General features: G+C 65.0%; 17 protein-coding genes and 1 pseudogene. 7 read left to right on the top strand and 11 right to left on the bottom strand.

Annotation, left to right across the window (positions count from 1 at the left end):
* Positions 1–798 carry a DUF1868 domain-containing protein gene (locus tag NMB96_RS05590; protein WP_023901981.1) on the bottom strand — a complete coding sequence of 266 codons (798 nt, stop codon included), beginning with the start codon at positions 796–798 and terminating at the stop codon, positions 1–3.
* A gap of 10 nt (positions 799–808) precedes the next feature.
* Positions 809–3,472, bottom strand: a complete 2,664-nt coding sequence (locus NMB96_RS05585) for a TonB-dependent receptor (RefSeq protein WP_023901982.1) — start codon at positions 3,470–3,472, stop codon at positions 809–811.
* 104 nt (positions 3,473–3,576) lie between these two features.
* Between NMB96_RS05585 and NMB96_RS05580 the strand changes: the two genes are divergently transcribed.
* On the top strand, positions 3,577–4,734 hold the full coding sequence (locus NMB96_RS05580; protein ID WP_023901983.1) for an ROK family protein: 1,158 nt from the start codon (positions 3,577–3,579) through the stop codon (positions 4,732–4,734).
* A gap of 132 nt (positions 4,735–4,866) precedes the next feature.
* Positions 4,867–7,023, top strand: a complete 2,157-nt coding sequence (gene avrBs2 / locus NMB96_RS05575) for a type III secretion system effector avirulence protein AvrBs2 (protein WP_023901984.1) — start codon at positions 4,867–4,869, stop codon at positions 7,021–7,023.
* A gap of 84 nt (positions 7,024–7,107) precedes the next feature.
* Here avrBs2 and NMB96_RS23495 read toward each other — a convergent pair whose 3' ends face one another.
* The 3 genes and pseudogenes from NMB96_RS23495 to NMB96_RS05565 form a co-directional block, all read right to left on the bottom strand.
* Positions 7,108–7,629 (bottom strand): ribonuclease H-like domain-containing protein, encoded by a 522-nt coding sequence (locus NMB96_RS23495; protein WP_425520919.1) that lies wholly within the window; start codon positions 7,627–7,629, stop codon positions 7,108–7,110.
* 413 nt (positions 7,630–8,042) lie between these two features.
* Positions 8,043–8,592 (bottom strand): annotated as a pseudogene (locus tag NMB96_RS23490) (ribonuclease H-like domain-containing protein); the annotation flags it as partial.
* Positions 8,589–11,084 (bottom strand): DEAD/DEAH box helicase, encoded by a 2,496-nt coding sequence (locus tag NMB96_RS05565; protein ID WP_255086463.1) that lies wholly within the window; start codon positions 11,082–11,084, stop codon positions 8,589–8,591. The pseudogene NMB96_RS23490 and the gene NMB96_RS05565, both read right to left, overlap by 4 nt.
* Before the next feature lie 176 nt (positions 11,085–11,260).
* Here NMB96_RS05565 and trhA point away from each other — a divergent pair, with 176 nt between their 5' ends.
* Positions 11,261–11,923, top strand: coding sequence for a PAQR family membrane homeostasis protein TrhA (gene trhA / locus NMB96_RS05560; RefSeq protein ID WP_255086462.1), 663 nt, complete (start codon positions 11,261–11,263; stop codon positions 11,921–11,923).
* A gap of 69 nt (positions 11,924–11,992) precedes the next feature.
* On the opposite strand, the gene NMB96_RS05555 is transcribed toward trhA, so the two are convergent.
* The 5 genes from NMB96_RS05555 to NMB96_RS05535 all read right to left on the bottom strand — a co-directional run bounded on the left by NMB96_RS05555 (position 11,993) and on the right by NMB96_RS05535 (position 16,454).
* The gene (locus NMB96_RS05555) at positions 11,993–12,295 is read right to left on the bottom strand and encodes a hypothetical protein (protein WP_006452061.1); all 303 of its coding nucleotides are present in this window, start codon (positions 12,293–12,295) and stop codon (positions 11,993–11,995) included.
* A complete protein-coding gene (locus NMB96_RS05550) occupies positions 12,292–12,765 on the bottom strand; it encodes a hypothetical protein (RefSeq protein WP_023901989.1) in 474 nt (157 codons plus the stop codon). The genes NMB96_RS05555 and NMB96_RS05550 overlap by 4 nt, the downstream gene beginning before the upstream one ends.
* 234 nt (positions 12,766–12,999) lie before the next feature.
* Positions 13,000–13,524, bottom strand: coding sequence for a hypothetical protein (locus tag NMB96_RS05545; protein ID WP_255086461.1), 525 nt, complete (start codon positions 13,522–13,524; stop codon positions 13,000–13,002).
* Positions 13,525–13,621: 97 nt separating this feature from the next.
* On the bottom strand, positions 13,622–14,740 hold the full coding sequence (locus NMB96_RS05540; protein WP_043889623.1) for an ATP-grasp fold amidoligase family protein: 1,119 nt from the start codon (positions 14,738–14,740) through the stop codon (positions 13,622–13,624).
* Positions 14,741–15,548: 808 nt separating this feature from the next.
* Positions 15,549–16,454, bottom strand: a complete 906-nt coding sequence (locus NMB96_RS05535; protein WP_255086459.1) for a LysR family transcriptional regulator — start codon at positions 16,452–16,454, stop codon at positions 15,549–15,551.
* A 135-nt stretch (positions 16,455–16,589) separates the two neighbouring features.
* On the opposite strand from NMB96_RS05535, the gene NMB96_RS05530 reads away from it, so the two are divergent.
* Entirely contained in the window at positions 16,590–17,342 is a 753-nt protein-coding gene (locus tag NMB96_RS05530; RefSeq protein WP_255086458.1) for an SDR family oxidoreductase, read from the top strand.
* 204 nt (positions 17,343–17,546) lie between these two features.
* On the opposite strand, the gene NMB96_RS05525 is transcribed toward NMB96_RS05530, so the two are convergent.
* The gene (locus tag NMB96_RS05525) at positions 17,547–17,873 is read right to left on the bottom strand and encodes a nuclear transport factor 2 family protein (RefSeq protein WP_255086457.1); all 327 of its coding nucleotides are present in this window, start codon (positions 17,871–17,873) and stop codon (positions 17,547–17,549) included.
* 90 nt (positions 17,874–17,963) lie between these two features.
* Between NMB96_RS05525 and NMB96_RS05520 the strand changes: the two genes are divergently transcribed.
* The 3 genes from NMB96_RS05520 to NMB96_RS05510 all read left to right on the top strand — a co-directional run bounded on the left by NMB96_RS05520 (position 17,964) and on the right by NMB96_RS05510 (position 19,185).
* On the top strand, positions 17,964–18,311 hold the full coding sequence (locus NMB96_RS05520; RefSeq protein WP_255086456.1) for a winged helix-turn-helix transcriptional regulator: 348 nt from the start codon (positions 17,964–17,966) through the stop codon (positions 18,309–18,311).
* Between the two features lie 204 nt (positions 18,312–18,515).
* A complete protein-coding gene (locus NMB96_RS05515; RefSeq protein ID WP_255086455.1) occupies positions 18,516–18,659 on the top strand; it encodes a hypothetical protein in 144 nt (47 codons plus the stop codon).
* A gap of 277 nt (positions 18,660–18,936) precedes the next feature.
* Entirely contained in the window at positions 18,937–19,185 is a 249-nt protein-coding gene (locus tag NMB96_RS05510) for a hypothetical protein (protein ID WP_255086454.1), read from the top strand.
* The last annotated feature ends 223 nt before the right edge of the window (positions 19,186–19,408 follow it).

Genomic DNA, 19,408 nt, shown 5'->3' with positions numbered 1-19,408 from the left:
TCAAACCTCATACACCTCACGAAACGCGTCCATGTCCTTGAAGGTACAAAAGTGGAAACGCGGCACCGTGATCGGGCCTGCCGCCGCAAGCCGCTTCAACCAATCGCCCACCGCAAGGCGATAGGCCACCTGCTCGGCCGCATCGAGCGTCTCGCACAGGTAAGCCAACGAGATGTGGAAACGGAAATTGGTGTAATCCGGGCGCTGCAGTTTGGTCAACGTCATCAATGCCTGACGCGCCGTCTCCAACCGCTGCGCGGTGGCTGCATCGGCAGGCAGCAACGGAATCAGCAGATTGTCGTGGCTGCCGGTCCTGGCCGCCGTGGGGTCGACCAGAAACCGGCACGCGCCCAGCGGTGCAGCATCGCGCTGCTGCAACCGCGACAGGAAGCTGGCGTTGATGTCGGCCAACGCCACATCGCGCGCCAGATCGCTCGGCCATGGCCCGTGCGCGCGGTCGGTTTCATTGACCCCACCCAGCAAGGTCACGTGATAGCTGCTCGGCGGCAACACGGCCAGCTTGTTGGCGAAGCGCTGCTCGGGCAATTCGCGGTAGATCTCCAGCACCCGGTCGAAACTGTCGTAGCCATCGCCCTGCTGTTCGAGATGGCCCACAAACGTATTGCCGGCAAACGGCATCGGCCGTCTGGAGCGCAGGAACTTGCGGCCCACATCCGGCGGCGGCGCTTTATCGGCGAGATCGGCGAGCACCGGCAACGCGGTGGACAGCAGCGAGGCGCCGGCAGCGGCGGCCAGCAGCCGGCGGCGGCTGAAGGTGGTATCCAGACATGGCGACATACACAGCTCCTCAAAGTTTGACATTGACGCCGACCATCACGGTGGGGGCCATCTTCCAGGCCGATTGCACATATTCCTGATCGCGGCCGATGCGGTACTGGTAGCCCTGGCCGGCCAGATTGAGCACGTCCAGGCTCAGCGATACCGCCGGCGACACATCCCAGCCCAGTTTCAGATCGATGCGGTCCAGCGGTTGCTGGTAACGGTTGCGATAGAACTCGGGCAGGCTGCTGTAATTGGGAAAGCGGTCATCCCACAGCTCGCCGGTGCGGCTCCAGGCCAGCGTGGTGCGCAGCGGCCCACGGGCGTAATTCAGGGTCAGATTCCACAACTGCCTGGGCTGCTGCGGCAGTACGTCCAGGGTGGTGCGGGTGCCATCGCCGAGCACCACCGGGTACTCCACGTCCAGGAACGTGACATTGGCCGACACCGACAAGCCGTCCAGCGCAGGCAGCAACGGCCGCAGCTCCTTGATGGCCCCCAGCTCGGCGCCACGCAGGCGCACCGGCCGGTCCACATTGCGTGGCTGGGTGACCAGCACCTGCTCGCCGTCGATGGTGTCCATCTGACCGTAGCGGAAGATTTCGTCGTCGATGGTCTTGTGGAACAGCGCGATCGACAGCAGGCTGCCGCCGTCGTCGAAGCTCCAGTCGTGGCCAAGGTCCAGGTTCTGCGAGCGGCGCGGCTGCAGGTCCGGGTTGCCCTGGTTGAGCGTGGGCGGTGTGCTACCCAGCTGCAGCACGCCGCCGTTCAATGCCATCTGGTCCAGGCGCGGGCGGCCGATCGAGCGCGAGGCACCAAAGCGCAGCGTGCCGTTGGCGCTGGTCTGCAGTTGCCCGCTGAGCGATGGCAACCAGTTGCGGTAGGTATGCACCGCGCTGACCGGCGTCCAGGTGGTTCCGCTCAGCTGCTGGCCGGCGCTGGCAAAGCGGGTCTGTTCCAGACGGATGCCGCCGGCCAGCAGCCAGCGCTCGCCGCGCCATTGCGCCTGGGCAAAGCCGGCGCGCACCTGCTCGTCGACGCTGTAGCTGCCGCTGTTCTGCGCGGTGGTGTCCACCACCCCGCGTGCCTGGCCGGCGAGCGCATCCCAGCGCGCGTCGGCCAATGCCGGGTCGATGGTCATCATCTGCCTGTTGCAGCCCAGCGCGCAGGTGGGGCTGCCCAGCACGTCGGCCAAGGTGTCAGGCAAACCGTTCCAGGTGGTGCGCTGCACGTCGGTGCGCATGTGCGTGCGCACCTGCCGCGCGCCAACCGCCAGCCCCAGCCCACGGCTGTCCTCGTCCATGTTGCGACGTAGCTCCAGCTGCAGGTCGCCGACCCGTTCGGCGTAGCCGGTGCGTTCCTGCTGGTGATAGAGGTTTGCGTAGCGCCCCGGGTCGTCGGCCAGGGCCGGGGCCAGGGGCGTGAAGGCGGGGAGCGTGCCGCTCCAGTCGAAGCCGTAGGCCAGGCGATTTTGCTGGAAGCGGTCCCAGGTCTGCGGGTTGTCCACCGTGGCGCGCGAAGTGCTGGCGCGCAGCGCGGCGCGCCACTGCGCCGGCAACTCGGCCAGCAGTTCGCCGTTGATGCCCGACAGCGCGCGCTTCCAGCGCAACTGCCCCAATTCCACGTACTGATTGAGATTGTCGAGCGTGCCGCTCTGCGGGCCGGTGCGGCTCAGGCGCGCGCTGTTCTGCACCTGGGCGTTCTGGGTATAGCGGTCCGAGGCCTCGCGCTGGCGGAAGCTGTAACCGGACACATGGCCGCTGAGCGGGCCCTCCGGCTGCCAGTCCACGCGCGCGGTGAGGCTGCGCCGTTCGCGGGTGTTGTCGTAGTTGTACCAGCGCCGCTCGCTGGGCACCGCATCGCCGGTGCCGCCATAGGCCACCGGATCGCGCGTGCCATTGGCGGCGTACCAGTTCAAGCCGCCGCCGTTTTCCTGCTGCGGCACCGAGATCTCGCGCCGCCATTGGCTGGCAGCGCCCAAAAAGGCGAACTGCCCGTCGCGACCGAAGCGCTTGCCCCACTTCAGGTCGCCCTCGCCAACCGGCGTCTTACCGCCATAGCGGCCGCCCATCAGGTTGGCGCCGCCCTTGGCCGAGAAGGTGAGCAGGCCGTCCGGGCGGCCGAAGCCGGTGGCGGTGACCAGGTTGGTGACGCCGCCGATCGCGCCGCCGTCGTTTTCCGGCAGGAACGACTTCACCACATCGATGCGGTCGACAAAATTGGCCGGCAGCACATCCATCATTGCCTGGCGGCTGCCGATGTCGTTGCTGGCGAACGCAAAGCCGTCGATCAGCATGCTGTTGTAGTTGCCGTTGAGGCCGCGCACCGTCACGTAGCGCGGCTCGCCCTGGTACTCCACGGTGCTGACGCCGGTGACCCGGCGCAGCGCATCGCCCACGTTGAAGTCCGCCAGTTGCCCGATGCTGTCGGCGGCGACCGAGTCCACGATGGTGGGCGCGGCCTGTTTGGTGGCGATGGCGCGCGTGTTCTGCGACTGGAACGAGGTGCGCACCTGCACGGCATCCAGGGTCAGCGCCGAGGCATCGGCGGGCGCCTCGGCGGCCTGCGCCGGTGCGTGCATCCAGCCCACCACGGCCATGCCCAGCGCGAGCGACAATATGCGACGCTGCGGGCCGCAGGCCGGACCGGGCAGACACACAGGGCCAGAGGAAGAGGGATGAAACAGACGCATGGCACGATCCGCGATGTCGGGCGGCCCCAACGCGGTGCCGCAGGCGGATTAAATTAATCTTCTTAATTTAAGCTTATGTGACAACCACTGCCCTTTTGCTCCCTATGTCTTCCTTCTTCGCCCACGCGGCCATTCGTTCGCATTACCGCCGTCGTAGCGACGGGCAGGCCGCCGGTTCCAGCGAGCGCGCGTTGCTGGATCTGATCCGCAGTGCCGGCCAGCTGGCACGTGCCGATCTGCCGCGTGCCAGCGGGCTCAGCGTTCCCGGCACCAAGGGCATCATCGACCCGCTGGTCGCACAGGGCCTGCTCCAGCTCGGCCCGTCGCTGCGGCGTGGTCGCGGCCAACCCAGCGTGCAGCTGAGTCTGGTGCCCGGCTACGCGTTCAGCGTGGGGGTCTCGGTGATGGTCGATGGCATCGCGGTGGTGCTGATCGACTTCGCCGGGCAGGTCCGCGGCATGCGCCAGCTCACGGCCTTCCCGCTGACGCTGGATCTGCTCGCGGCGCGCTTGCCGGAATTGCTGGAGCAGTTGTTGCAGGCGGCCGGGGTGGACCGGCAGCAGCTGTTCGGGGTGGGCGTCAGCATGACCGGCCCGCGCATCGGCGACGGCACCCGGGTCAATCCGCCGCTCTCGCTGGCGGCCGAATGGATGCAGGTGGAGCTGGACCGGTTCATCGCCGAGCGCCTGCAGTTGCCGGTCTGGATGGACAACGACGCCCATTGCGCCGCCCTGGCCGAGGCCTTGTACGGGGTCGGCCGCCAATCGCCGGATCTGGTCTATCTGACGATCGCCGACGGCTTCGCCGCGGGCGTGATCGCCGCCGGTAAGGTGCACCGCGGCGCGCACGGCAACGTGGGCGAGCTGGGGCGCATCTCGGCCATCACCGGCATGGCGCGGCCAACGCTGGAAAGCCTGCGCCAGGCGCTGGTCGCCGATGGCCATGCGCTGCCGGACCTGCACACCATGCTGCAGCACTACGATCCGGCATGGCCGCAGATCGAGGCCTGGCTGGATGCGGTGCAACCCACCGTGACGCTGGCGGTGGCGGCGATCATCGCGTTGATCGACCCGCGCGTCATCGTCTTCGGCGCGCGCCTGCCAGCAGATCTTGCGCAGCGGCTGATCGCCCGTATCGCCTTCGAATCCGCACCACGGCGCGGCGTTGCATCGCCGTATCCGGCATTGCTGGTCGGGCAGGTGCAGGCACACGCCACGGTGCTGGGCGCGGCCATGCTGCCGTTCAAGGAAACGCTGTTCTAAAGCAGGCGATGGACCGCGTGGTGCGGTGCGCCGGGGGCATCGTTTCGCATTGCGGCGGCAGACTTCGCCTCGGTTGCGAATTGTCATATGCCACGCGCTTTACTGGCCGCCCGCAGTGCTCTTGAGGTCGTCATGCGTATTGGTCCTTTGCAACCAGCCGCCACGCACACCACCGCGCTGGCAACACCCACGCACACCAGTGCCATCACCCCGATGGAGGTGCCGCACGCGCCAGGCGGCAATCTGCCCTTGCGTGCACGGCCTCGTCGCCAGGCCCTCATGCAACCACCGCTGGTGCCATTGAACGACAGCGCCATGACCGGCAAGCAGGCGTTGGTGGCGCTGGACAGCGAGTTTTCGGAGCAGCGGCTGGCTGAAGTGCAGGCAAGGCAGATCACGGTGCAAGCGCTGCAAAGCAAGCTGGCCACCCACCTCGCGCAGGCCGGCATCGCGCCCGAGAAGGACAGCATTGCAGCAAAGCTTGCAGCTGGAGCGCTGCAGCCGGTGTATCTGGATAGAGCCGCGTTCAAAGCCATGGCCAAGGCGCTACCCGATTGCGCCAGTGCAGCGGGAGGCCCGGTGCTGGTCGATGCGCAGCAAGGCCGCATCATCTTCGATCTGCAGCGCGCGTTTGCGCCTGGCGACACCTTCAGCGACGCAGCCCACACCGCATTGCGCAAGGCGCTGGATCTCCCCGGCCATGGGCTGAAAACACCGAGCTGGCTCAAGCCCGCCGCCTCCACGCAGCCGCGCCGCAAGTTGCAGCAAGCCGCGCGCTACCACGGCCACGAGGTGCCGGCGCGCGACGGCGGTGCAGCGTTCTTCAAGGCCAACGACCATCATCTGGTGGCCGGCAAGGACGCGCTGCTGCGCAAGCACCGCAAGGAGCTGGTTCACGACACGTATTTCCAGGCACCCAGCACGCGCGCGCTGGGCAAGGACGTGATGGTGCACCGGGGCTTGTTCGACAACCACGCCGGCATTCCGGAAAACTCGCTTGCCGCCATCGATCGCGCCTACGCACAGGGGTATCGCAACCTGGAGCTGGATGTCGAAGTCAGTGCCGATGGCGTGCCGGTCTTGATGCACGACTTCAGCATTGGCCGCATGACCGACGACCCGCAGAACAAGCTGGTCTCGCAGGTGCCGTTCGCCCAGTTGCGCGACATGCCGCTGGTGATCCGCAACCCGGTCGATGGCAACTTCATCAAGACCGATCAGACCATTGCTGCCGTGGAGCAGGCGCTGGAGCACGCGTTGCAAAAGCCGGAGGCGATGTCGGTGGCGCTGGATTGCAAGGAAGACACCGCCGAGGCGGTGGCGATGCTGCTGATGCGCCGGCCGGATCTGCGCCAGGGGGCCGCGATCAAGCTGTATGCCAAGTACTACACGGGCGGCTTCGATCAATTCGTGTCCAATCTGTACAAGCACTACCAGATCAATCCGATGCATTCGCAGGATGCGCCCCGCCGTGCCGCGCTCGATCGCCTGCTGTCCAAGATCAATGTGGTGCCGGTCTTCATCTTCAGCCAGGGCATGCTGGCCGACCCGCAGCTGCGCGAGTTCTTCCCGGGCAAGGACGATGGCCCCGAGGGGCTGGCCGAGACCGCAGTGCAGTGGCTGGAAAGCTGGAACAAGATGCGCCCGGTCATCGTGGAGGCGTTTGCCACCGATCAGCAAAGCGCTGCGGGCAAGGCCATGGAACTGACACGCACACGCTTGCGTCAGCCGGACTCGGCTTACGCGCAGGCGGCATTTTCGTCCGGCTACCGGTATGAGGATTTCTCCCTGCCGCGCGCCAACCACGACAAGGACTATTACGTCTGGCGCAACTTCGGCGAGATGCAAAAGGCTAGCGGCGAAGCCTTTGGGATTCAGCGCACCACCGCCGGTGCCCTTCGCGATGCCGGCGAAAGCCTGTTGACCGACCAGCCCGAGGAAGAACTGCTCGCGCTGCTGGAAAACCGCACGCTGGCGCGTGGCCATACCGGCATGGAACTGGACCTGCCGCCAGAAACCCCCATCGACACCGCACGCGATGCGGCGATCGTGGAGCAGCGCACCAACGAGTTCCGCGCCGCGTCCAGGCCAGCCGACCCGGCCCATGTAGCGGCAGTGCGCGAAGGCCGCCGTCTGGATCGTGCGGCACAAGGTCCGCACGACGCCGCAGCAAGGCAGGCGGCGGATGCACGCGCCGAATCGCTGGGGCGATTGACCGATCAGTACCGCGGCGCACCGGTGAGCCATTACCTCAACGAGCAAGCCAAACAGATCGAGCCGGAGCAGTGACACCGGTGCAGTGATCCTGCGCTGGCATAGCGTGGCCCGGCGGCATGCGGGCCACGCCGTGCCAGCGCAGCGCCTGGTCCAGCGTTACGGCATCTCCAGCATCGGAATCACCTCGCGGTCCTGCGCTTCCACCGCCACCAGGCGTTGCAGCAACAGCGACAAGGTCACCACGTCCTGATGATTGTGCTCGGCCACGCGGCGCAGATTGCGCGCGCTGCCGCCGCGCAGGTAACTCAACCAGGCGGCCGGGGCTTCGGAGCCGGGCAGGTCGTCCTCGCGCACCACGCGCAGCAGCTGTCGTTCGATGGTGGCCAGCTTGCAGTTCTCCCAGGTGCCGCGATACCGGCGGCGCGTAGGAAAGAGCAGGTCCACATGATCCAGCGCGGAGATCGGGTCGCCGCGGCGTGCCAGCCGATAGCGCGTCTTCAACAACGGCGCGTCGTAGCAGCGGCCGTTGTAGCTGGACAGCACCGTCTGCGGCGACAGCCAGCTGCGGAACAGATCCAGCATCGCGCTCTCGGCCGCCATCGTGGACATCATCAACTGACGCACGCGCAGCCCGCTGCCGTGCGCGTCGTCCATGTGCCAATCGGCCACGCCGATCATGAAGGCGCGCGTGCCGGTACCGCCGGCAAGGCCGGTAGTTTCGGTATCGAAGAACAGCAGGTCCATCGGGTCTACCGCGTCTTCGCGTTTGGCGAAGGCCAGCGACAATGCCTCGTGCGGGATCGGCTGCGGCAGAAAGTCTTCGATCAGATGCAGGCCGGGCGCGATCTCGTTGCCGGGCAGATGGCGGTCGGTGGACGCTGCACGCGCCGGCATGTGCGTTGATACCGCACGTTCGCGCAAGCCGATCATCTTGCGCAATCCGGCGATATCGGTGCGTCGCTGCGAAGGGGACGCCGGTGCGATGGACGCTTCATGCGATGCAGGTAGACGCTTCGCAGCAGCGGCAGCGACATTTGTATCGGCATCGGCATGCGCAGTCGATTGCGACGGCGACGGCGACGGAGATGCCGGCCGGTGGCGCACGTCGTGCTCCACCCAGGCAAACACGGAGGCATCGCGCGCTGGCGTTGCAGCACCCGGTGCCTGCAAGGCGCGGCGCGTCATTGCCGGTGTCTGTGCCTGGGCACGCCGGTCACTGCCAGCGTCCACGTTGCCTGCCTGCGCGCTTGGCGCAGCAGCATCGCGCGGCGCAGCGCGCCACCCCTGCGAGGTGGCACCGGGCGCAGGCTGACGCTGCGCGCGCGTGGGCATCACCGCATCGTCCCTGCGCGCTGCAGGTGTCAGCCCGCCGACCTGACGGCGCAGCAAGCGCAGACGTTCTGCGCTGACACCAGGGCCGCTGCCAGCCACCGGCGTTGCCGGGTCACGCGTCGGCTGCGCCGTTGCGTGCGGCGCAGCCGCACGCGCGGCCACGTTGGCAGCAGCAGGATTCACGACAACCGCAGGCAACATCTCCGCATCATGCGCGGCATCGCCATGCGCAACCACAACCGGCGCACGCACATCCGCATGCCCCGCCTGCCGGCGCAACAGCCGCAGCCGGTCCGCACTCACTGTCATGCAAGCACGTCCAGCGCCAGGTCGTCGTCCACCTGGGTGGCGTGGCGCAACGGCGCATCCGCATCGAACAACAGCGCCAGCACTGTCAATGCCAGCGATTTGGGCGACTCGCCCTTGCCTTCTTCGTGCGCGGCCAGCACCGGGCCCACGCAGGCCGGGCAGCCGGCGCTACAATCGCAACGCCGTACCAACTCGTCCGCGCGCTGCAGCAACTCGGCCTGGCGCAGCCACAGCGGCTCGCTCAGGCCAACGCCACCGGGGAAGTTGTCGTACAGATACACCGTGGGCACGAACGCCTGCTGCAATTCCACCGCGCCTTCTTCGCCTTCTTCCACACCGCGCAGTTGCCCGCGCCCGGTCTGGTCGGCCACCGCAAACCACGCGCCATCGCCGTTGCCCACGGCTTTTTGCAGGTCGCGTGCATCGGCCATCACTGCCACCGTGGCCACCACGTGCAGCGCGTAGGCCGCACCCAGAAATCCGTCCAGCGCATCCTGTTTGGACGCAAACGCCTTGCCCAAGGTGGCCTGCGGCAACTGCCACCACACCGCCGTGGTGTGCAACTCCTGGTCGGGCAAATTGACCGGGCCGTAGCCGATGTTTTCATGCGTGTAATAGCGGATCTTCTTGTAGCCGGAGACGCGCCGCACCACATGCACCTCGCCGTGATGCGAGTCGCCACGCCCAGCCACGCCGCCATCGAAGCGGTCCAGCACCTTCAACTTGGTGTAGTCGATGCTGTCGGTGTAGTAGTCCACGTGGGTGCGCGTGACATAGGCCTTGCGGCCTTCCCAGTCCAGCCGCTCCACCTGGTACGGCGTGCTCTGCACCATGTGGATGGCACCTTCGTAAAGCGTGAGCGCAGCGGCCGAATAATCCACCTCGGCGATGATCTGCTGCTTGCCGTCGGTCTTGTCCACCACCACGAAGTTGCCATCGGCCACCGAGCGCAGGCTCACTGCATTGGCCGGGTAGCTGTCGGCGATCCATTCCCAGCGGTCGCCTTCCTGGTGGATCACTTCGCTCTCGGCCAGCGCTTCCAGAAACACCAGCGGGTCGATCGGCCCGAACGGTTCGCTGGCAATGAACGGCAATTCGAATGCGGCGCAACGAATGTGATCGAACAGAATCAGCGGCTGGTCCGGCGCGATGCGCGCATGCTCGGGCGAGGCATCGGCGAAGAAATCCGGATGCCGCACCACGTATTGGTCCAACGGTTGCGAGCTGGCCACCAGCACGCCCAGCGCCGGTTGCTGGCGCCGCCCAGCACGGCCGAAGCGCTGCCAGGTGGCCGCCACGCTGCCGGGGTAGCCATTGAGGATCACCACATCCAGCGCGCCGATATCCACGCCCAGCTCCAGCGCCGAGGTGGAGACGATGCCGTCGATGTTGCCGGCCCGCATCGCACGCTCCACCTCGCGCCGCTCGGTGGGCAGATACCCACCGCGGTACGCACGGATGCGTGGCGGCTTGCGCGGGTCGTGGTCGAAGATGTCTTTCAGGTATTTGGTCAGCACTTCCACCATCAAGCGCGTCTGCGCAAACACCAGCGTTTTGAGCCCGCTCTTGATCGCGATGCGTGCAATGCGGTTGCTCTGCGAGCGTGCCGATGCGCGCAGCCCCAGGTCTGCATTGACCACCGGCGGGTTCCACAGCAGCACGTGCTTGTCGCCGGTGGGCGCGCCGGATTCGGTGATGGCATGCACCTGTTCTTCGATCAGGGCCTGCGCGTGCGCATGCGGGTTGCCGATGGTGGCCGAGCACAGGATGAACTGCGGATTGGCGCCATAGAACGCGCAGATGCGCTTGAGCCGGCGCAGCACGTTGGTGACGTGGCTGCCGAACACCCCGCGATAGGTGTGGATCTCGTCGATCACCACATAGCGCAAGTTCTCGAAGAACTGCGCCCACTTGGTGTGATGCGGCAGGATCGCCTGATGCAGCATGTCCGGGTTGCTCACCACGATGTCGCCATGCAGGCGGATCGCCTGGCGCGCATCGCCGGGCGTATCGCCGTCGAAGGTGAAGGCCTTCACCCCCAGCTCGCCGGCGCGGTTCAATTCCAGCAGCTCGGCCACCTGGTCCTGCGCCAGTGCCTTGGTGGGGAACAGGTACAGCGCCTTGGCCCCGGAGGTCATCGCCGCGCTCACCACCGGCAGCGTGTAGCACAGCGATTTGCCCGAGGCCGTGGGCGTCACGATCGCCACATGCTCGCCGCGCTGGCTTGCCGCCCAGGCGTCGGCCTGATGGCTATAGAGCTGCGTGATGCCGCGCGCATGCAAGGCATCACGCAGCGCGCTGGGCACATCGTCCGGGATCGGCGCATACCGGCCCTCTCGCCCGGGCAGGGTGAAGCTGCCGGTGATGCGGTCGTGGTAACGCCGTTCCAGGCGTTCGGTCAGCAGCGCGCCATCGCGGCTGGGCCGGCCATCGGTGGTGGCCAGCGCGCGTTCGGCGGTTTCGGTGCGGGGAGCGAGGGCGAACGGAGGCATATCACAAGGCTCCCAAAGAGGGAGATCAAACAAAAAGGATGTCTCAGGGTATGAGACCCGGCCCCAACCGGCGACCCTGCGTCACTGAGCGGATTCAGCAAGCCGGGTATCCTGTTGCCCCCGCCGCGTCACCGTTGTTCTGCACGCTGTGGGCTCCCCCACATCGAAGAACCGCCGTGCCCGTGCCCCCCAGCGCCATTGCTCCGCATTACAAGACCGCTTCCGCCCGCCGCGCCGATGTCGCGGTGCATGCCGCGGGCCTGTTTCTGGCCATCGTCGGCGGCGCCTGGATGGTCTGGCGCGCGCATGCCAGCCAGACCATGCTGCTGGCCACCTGCGTGTACGCGCTGGGCCTGCTGGTGATGTTCGGCTGTTCGGCGGCCTACAACTTTGCCCCGCCGCAGCGCCAACCGATGCTGCGCAAGTTCGACCACGCCGGCATCTTCGTCATGATCGCCGGCTCCTACACCCCCTTCCTGCTGGTCGCCCTCGACGGCACCTGGCGTTGGGCAATGATCGTGGCGGTGTGGTCCGTGGCCTTGTTCGGCGTGTTCGCCAAACTGTGCCTGCCCGGTATCGCCAAGGGCTTCTGGGTGGCGATCTATCTGTTGCTGGGGTGGGCCGGCATCGTAGTGATCAAGCCGTTCGTCGCCGGCCTGGACAGCACCGTGCTGTGGCTGATCGCCGCCGGCGGCGCGTTCTACACCGTGGGCGTCACCTTCTACGTGCGCAAATCGCTGGTCTACAACCGCGCCATCTGGCACGCCCACGTGCTGGGCGGCGCGCTGTCGCACTGGTGCGCGATCTGGTTGTGCCTGCAGCCGTTGGGTGGGGTGTAGCGCGCTGTCGATGGCGTCGACCGGTCGCGCCTACTCGCGCGGTAGCATCAACACGTCATGGAGCTTTTACTACGTCGGTTTCCAATCGGAGCGCGCAGGGACGAGTGCAAGGATCAGCACATCGTCGCCGTCGCGTGTGTAGATCAACAGATACTTGCCGTCCTGGCACGTGTATAAACGCGTTCCCGGCGTGGGCCCGGGGAGATAGATGGCGGCACCATCCAGCGCGTCGCCTTCGGCTTCGATCCGGTCGTCCTGTTCACACGCTGCGAAATACATCTGCGGGTCGGGGATCTCGATCGCGCGTGCCAATGCTGCAGCGAGCAACGCGGTGCGCGCATCCAGCGCGGTCTGCTTCCAGGCCACGCTCACGCACGCGTGCCCTTCGCACGCAGTGCTGCATCAAGCACTGCACGCTGCTGCGCCTTGAGTGTCTCCATCTGCTGCTTCGCCTGCACGCTGGAGAGCGCAGGGCGGGGGTCGGCCAGGGCGTGCTCGGTCTGAGTGCGTAGCGAGACCGCATAGCGCGCGTCCATCTCCTTGACTTTCATCGCTTCGGAGCGATCCGGCCGGCGTTTCGCAGTGCCGCCCTCGGCGTCCCACTGCGCAGCATCTACGTGAAGCACGTCCAATGGCATGCCCATCTCGCGCAATACCTTCAACGCACTCTCGAAGCTACCAAACCGGCGCGGCGCATTGGCCTTGGTGGCCAGCACACGGGTCTGGTTATGGGTCTGCAGCTGCACGGTCCAGGCACCGGCCTCCCCGACGACCGAAGCCTGTCTGACCGCACTGGCATCGACCAGGGCGCGAGCGGTCGCCAGCTTGACCAGATTCGTCATCGTGCTCTCCGGCTAACAAGTGAGTGGCTTCACTTTACCATTAATCGGTTTACCGGCTAATGGTTGTCCGTTCCACTCTGCCGCAGCTGCGCAGTGGCCGGGCAGGGTAACCATCTGCCCCCCTACGTGGGATGCCTGGCTGGCAACAACGGCACGTAGATGCGCACAGGATCTGCACCGGACCAGCCTCGACGCAGTGCCACCGCATTCAACCCAAAACAGCAGCAGCCTGCCTCACAGCTTCTTCTTCAACACCGCCTCGAACGCCGCATCCGGCGCGATGCTGTCGGAGACCACGATCACCGAATGCAGCTGGCCCTTGGCCTGCACGCTGTACTCGAAGCCCACCGGCTTGCCGCTGCGGCTGAAGACCTCGATCTCGCTGTACTCGCCGAGCTGGCCTTCAAAACTCTCGCGTTCGAAGCCTTGCTTCTTGGCGAAGTTGCCGGCTGCCGTCCGCGCGCCTTCCCACACCGCGTCTTCGTAGTTGATCGGCTGCAGCAGGCTGACCAACTGGGTTGCGCATGCGGTGGTGCTGGTCACGCCATAGCCATCCACCTCGCCCATCAACGGGATCTTGCTCACGTTGCGCTTGGGCGTGGCGGTGACGGTGCAACCCAGCTGCTGCAGATCGGCAAGGGTGAAGTGCTCGGCCTCCGGGCGCGGCGCGCTGGTGGTTGCAGAGCCGCTGCCGTTGCAGGCAGACAACGCAGCCATGATGGCGAGCGGCAAGAAGGTGCGCAGGGAAACGTTCGACAACGGTGACGTCCTTGTAGTGCGTGGAAAGAATCGACGGTGATCCTAACCACTTCAGCGCCTGCAATGTCGCCTGAAGTGGACGCTTCGATCGCCGCGCTCACCTCGCCGGCACGCGCACACGGATGCCTTCTTCGGAGAACCAAGGTTCTACCGGCGCACGCCGCTGCAGCCACATGTCGCCCATCATCCGGTCCAGCCCGCGCTCCAGGCCGGTGACCAGCCCCGCGCCCGGGGTGAAGGTCAGTTCGCCGAAATAGATCTGCCCGCGCTGGATATACCAGTCCACCCGCACGTAATCGAAATCGCTTGCCAGCACCTTGCTCAATTCCAGCGCCTGCTCCAGCAGCGCCGGCGCGCAGGGCGGTGTGCGCCCGTCGTCGCGGATGCGGTGGAAGGCCGTATGCAGGTTGTCGACAAAGAAGGTCATCGCCAGCTTCGGCGTATCGAAGCGGCCGTAAATCACTTGCAGCACGTACCGAAAATTGCCGTCCGCCTGCCGGAACATGTGGAACTTGTAATCCACCGGCACCTGCTGCGCCTCGCCGATGTACTGCTCCACCAGAATCCGCGGTGGAATATCGCGGTAATGGATCTCGCGCACCATGTCGGAGAAGTCGGTCTGCAGCCATTGGCCACAGCGCTCGATGATGCGACGCTTCTGCACCGCATCCGGCTCGTCGCGCACGATCTCCACCATGGCCGCGCCGTGGTTGGCCTTGATCACGGTGTCCCGCCAGCGGGGCAGGCGCAACAAGTCCTGCGGGTCGGTGCTGTCCAGCAGCAGCGGGATCAGGTGCGCCTCGCCGATCTTGGCCGCCACATGCGCACGCACCGCAAACTTGTCGGCCAGACGCGTGTACAGCGGGTAATCGCCGTGCACGCATTTGCGGTACAGGATTTTTTCGTTGAAGCACTTCGGCGCATACAGATCCGGCAGCCGCCCGAACGTATGCAGGAAGTGGAGCCGGTCCTGGTGCCGCCAGGGCAGTGTTTTCAGCAGGCTGCGCGCGCCTTTGCGCAGCAGCCGCTTGAGACTGGGTGTCCCTGGCGCTGGCGCTATCGCTGGAGTTGGCGCTGACGACGGTGTCGGTGTCGGCACGCGTGGCAACGCGGCCATGCGGCGATGACCAGACGACGACGTCAACGACGGCGGCATGACCGCCCATCCTTGTCCTGTCACACCACGCCCGCCCAATGGCTGCGGGTGCAGCCCTATCGTGTTGTCGGTCATGCCCAGATCCTTCTCGCCGGTTAATTGCGACGTTGGTCACATTTAAATGTGACGTAACGCACGATATACGGAAAATTCAGACCAGGGATGCATTTCGTCTCAGGCGCTCCAATTTCATGCAAATCAGATCGCGTCACTCGCTCGAAAGCCTTACGCAGCAAGCGATCTGGCCTTCGGCGGTAGATGGCGGCCCGCGGCGCGGGGTGCACCGTGTGGCCTGTTTTGCCCCCTCTTGCGCCAGCAGCCAGGACAGCTGGGCGGGTACGACCTGCGGCCCCAACCGCACGGCAAAACGTGCAACCGGGGAGGGAGCGACACGCCGCATCCGGCCACGCGCCACCTGCGTTGTGCGGCCTCAACCGCCGTCTCTGCAGCCCGCCAAGTGCGGGCTGCGAGCAGTGCAGGCCAAGGCGGCGGAGTCGGTCTGCTTTGCCCCACAGACGTGGCAAACACTCCCCTCTCCCATCGGGAGAGGGGCCGGGGGTGAGGGTACGGAGGAGGCAGTGTGTGTGTTGACTGCCAGCGCAGGCCTGCAATCAGAGGCCTGCAATCAAAGGACGCATTCGCATCGCAGGCCAACATCAAGCAACATCACGCTTGACCACTGCAGCCTGCAACGGATGGGCGTATCTGCGCTTGGCTTACCTATTGGGCGATGCAAAAGCCTCGGCCGTCATCGCATCGCGTGGGTTGAGCAGTGTGGAAAACGTCGTTGCCGATGAGCGCGCCGCCTCACTCCACAAGACGTTTTCCAAATACCAGCGCCCGTCGCCAAGACCGCTGGAATAAACGTCTATCGCTGCGAGGAGGAGGGGGCGTTGAGTTGCGGAATCTTCGCAAACGCCTCGGCAATAAAATCCATAAACACAATCGCCCGCCTGGCCACCAGGCGGTTGGCGGCATACATGATGTGCATGGGCACCGCAGGGCCAGAGAACGCACTGAGCACGATCTGCAGATGCCCGGCGTTGAGCCCTTGTTCGAATAACCATTCCGGCCCCTGCCCGATGCCCAGGCCCGCGCTCACCGCCTCGCGTGCCGCCTCTGGCGAATTGACCCGGATCCTGCCGGTGACCGGCACGTCCACCTCCTTGAAACGCCAGCTCGCCCCGGAGGCCAACAAGGTGTACAGCACACAATCGTGTTGGCGCAGGTCGTCGGGCACGGTGGGGATGCCGCGCTCGGCAAGATAGTCGTTGCTTGCCACGCACACGCGCTTGAACGACCCAATCCGCCTGGCACGCAGCGCACTGTTTTCCAGGTGGCCGATGCGGATGGCAAGCTCCGCACCCTCATCGAGCAGATTGACGAAGCGGTCGTTGATCTGCAGATCCAGCTCCAGGCCCGGAAAGCGCCGCAAAAACTCCGGCACCAGCGGCATCACATACTGATGCGACAACGCCGTGGGGCAGGCCACCCGCAATAACCCGGAAGGTTGCACGTTATCGCGCAGCGACATTTCCGATTCGCCCACCGCATCCAGGATGCGGCGTACCTCTGCGTAATAGCGCTCTCCCTCCGGTGTCAGCACCAGCTTGCGGGTGGAGCGGTTGAGCAGCCGCGTGTGCAGGTGCTCTTCCAGCGCTGCCACGTGGCGGCTGACATTGGGCTGGCCCAAGCCCAGATCCCGCCCGGCCGCAGAAAAACTCCCGGTTTCCACCGCACGGGCAAAGCAGGTCATCAGCAGAAACCGGTCCATTGCCAGCCCTTCAATTCATGCGCAGATCGCATGAATGGTATGTGGTGCCAAGGTCTTCTAGCAAATTCGGCATGGGCGCACGCTGCACACCTCGAAGGCCGGCCACGCGCGGCGGGCCTCGCTCAGGAGCACCCCATGTCCCGTTTAGCAGGCAAACGCACCCTCATCACCGGCGGCACCAGCGGTATTGGCCTGGAAACCGCCAGGCAGTTTCTCGCCGAAGGCGCCCGCGTCATCGTCACCGGCAACAATCCCGAGTCCATCGCCAACGCCAAGGCCGCGTTGGGTAGCGAGGTGCTGGTGCTGCGCGCCGATTCGGCCAGCGTCACCGCGCAGCAGCAACTCGCGCAGGCGGTGCAGGCGCATTACGGCCAGCTCGATATCGCCTTCCTCAATGCCGGTGTCTCGGTATGGGCGCCGATCGAAGAGTGGAGCGAGCAGGCCTTCGAGGCCTCCTTCGCCATCAACGTCAAAGGCCCGTACTTCCTCCTCCAGTCGCTGCTGCCGGTGTTCGCCAACCCCGCCTCGGTGGTGCTCAACACCTCCATCAATGCGCATGTGGGCGCGGCCCGCTCGTCGGTATATGCCGCGACCAAGGCGGCCTTCCTGAGCATGACCAAGACACTCTCGAGCGAACTGCTGGCACGCGGCATCCGCCTCAACGCGGTGAGCCCCGGCCCGGTGGAAACCCCGCTCTACGACAAGCTCGGCATCCCCGACGCGTACCGCGACCAGGTCAACAAGGACATTGCCGCCACCATCCCGCTCGGCCGGTTCGGCACCCCGGACGAAGTGGCCAAGGCCGTGCTGTACCTGGCCTCGGACGAATCCCGCTGGACAGTGGGCTCGGAAATCATCGTCGATGGCGGCCGCACGCTCAACGGGTGAGCGTGTCTGGAAAGCACTGGTAAGAACAGCGGATGCACCGTCGCCTGGCGCGATCACTTCGATGCCGATGCCGCTCACAGCATCGCCACCGGTAACAGCGCATCTGCGTAGTTGCCTGCCCGGCACCTTCCTCGGCGATCGTGTCAGGCGGATGTTTCCAGGATCACCGCCTTGGTGGATGAAGCATGGCGCCAGCACGCTGCGTCAATGAATCTCCAACGCCGCAATCTTGCCGCCCACCAGCTGGAACACATGCTCCAGCTGCAGCGGGCTCTGCGGGAACTCGCCTGACACCTGCGCGGTGACGCGCACCTGCTTGCCCTGGGTGTGCACGCCAACCGGCACCGCACGATACGGCGTGGTGGCCTGCGTCTGTGCCAGCCACGCCGCGATTGCAGCAGCGCCACGGTGATGCTGGCGCTCGTCGTGCACCACCGCATCGTCGGCAAGGTGCGGCAGCAGCACGGCGGCATCGCCGGCGTTGCTGGCGGCAAAGAAGCAGGCAATGGCGTGGGGCAGGGCAAGCGACATGGCAGCGATCTCCGGTGCGAAACGTGTATGCCATGATCGGCAGCGGCATCACCTGCCGCAAGAACGCACGCAAAGGTAAGTCACGCACCCATGGGAAAGCCGCACACCCCGGACACCGCCGCGTGCGATGTCGAAGCCCTGCTCAACCTCATCGAAGGCCGCTGGAAACTGCTGCTGCTGTTCCACCTGTTCGACGGCAAGGTGCAGCGCTACTCGGACCTGGAGCGGCTGATTCCCGCCATCTCGCAAAAGATGCTGGCCCAACAGCTGCGCCAGCTTGAACGCGACGGCCTGGTGCTGCGCACCGTCTACGCGCAGGTACCGCCGCAGGTGGACTACCGCCTCACGCCATGGGGCCAGGCCCTGTGCCCCGCACTGGATGCAATGCTCACCTGGGGCCAGGCGCGGCAACTGTTGCCCGAACCGTCGCCGCAGTGATGGCTCCGCACACAGCTGTGGCACGCCGACACTAAAAGATAAGGCACACAGCACCGCACATCTCGCCAGATAACTGGCCCAGATAACGCACCGGCGGTCTTGCAGTATCTCTGCCGTCTCGCGCGCTGTAACCAGACTTGTGCAGCCAAGATAATCGGCCTAGTTTCGCCACGCCACCACTGGGGTGGCGAGGAGGTCACACGCATGGCGACCAACGAGAAAACCGGACCCAAAGCGGCCAAGGCCGCAAGCAAGGTCTTGCGTAGCAGCAGCACCGGCAAGGATTCAAAGACAGCTGCCGGGTCCGCTTTAAGTCAAACGGCGGATAAAAGCGGCAAGAAGAAATAAGCGAACGCTGCAGTAAATGGGAGAGGCGCTCGTACAAAGACGAGCGCCTCTCACCGTGCAATTTAATGCGTGCAATCACATCGGATAACACCGTTGGCACAAAATGTCGGGTACCCCGCTGACAAAACCACTACATAACGGTAGTGTGCAGACTGGAACGGGGGTTTCATGCATGGGAAGCAGAGGGGGAAGTGCCGAATTTACTGCTGGGCGGCCATTACCGTGGCCGCTTGGGCTCGCTGTGGGAGTTGGCTCTTTTTTTGCCATCCTAAACAGCATGCCGTGGTTGCTGTCGCAGCAACGCGACCTAATTGCACAAGGCTTGAATCAAGGCATCAGCGCAGCACCCGCCATGTGTTCCCTGGCCGCGTTCGCTTTGTTTGTCGGCAGCTACCAAAACTGCAAACTGCTGGACACCCGAACGAAGCTAGATAGCTGGGCTGCAACACCTGGAGAAATCATTAGAAAAAATCATCGATTACAAACCCAACCATCACTAAATGTAAAAACTGGAGAAAATAAATGAGTTCTTACTACGTAAACAACAGGCCGCAGCTTACTGGAGAACATGAGGTGCACAAAGATGGATGCGCTTATCTTCCTACTGAGCGTACGTATTTGGGTGAATTTTTTAACTGTAAAGAAGCAGTCGTCGCAGCCAGAAGCTATTACAGCAAAGTAGATGGCTGCTTTTGGTGCTCAAAAGATTGTCATACACGCTAAAGGTCAAAAAACCTTAGGAGATTTTA

It is taken from the genome of Xanthomonas hortorum, from assembly GCF_024339125.1.
Taxonomy (GTDB): Bacteria; Pseudomonadota; Gammaproteobacteria; order Xanthomonadales; family Xanthomonadaceae; genus Xanthomonas; species Xanthomonas hortorum.
The sequence above is the reverse complement of the archived record's forward strand: the minus strand, read 5'-3'. Positions and strand labels throughout refer to the sequence as shown.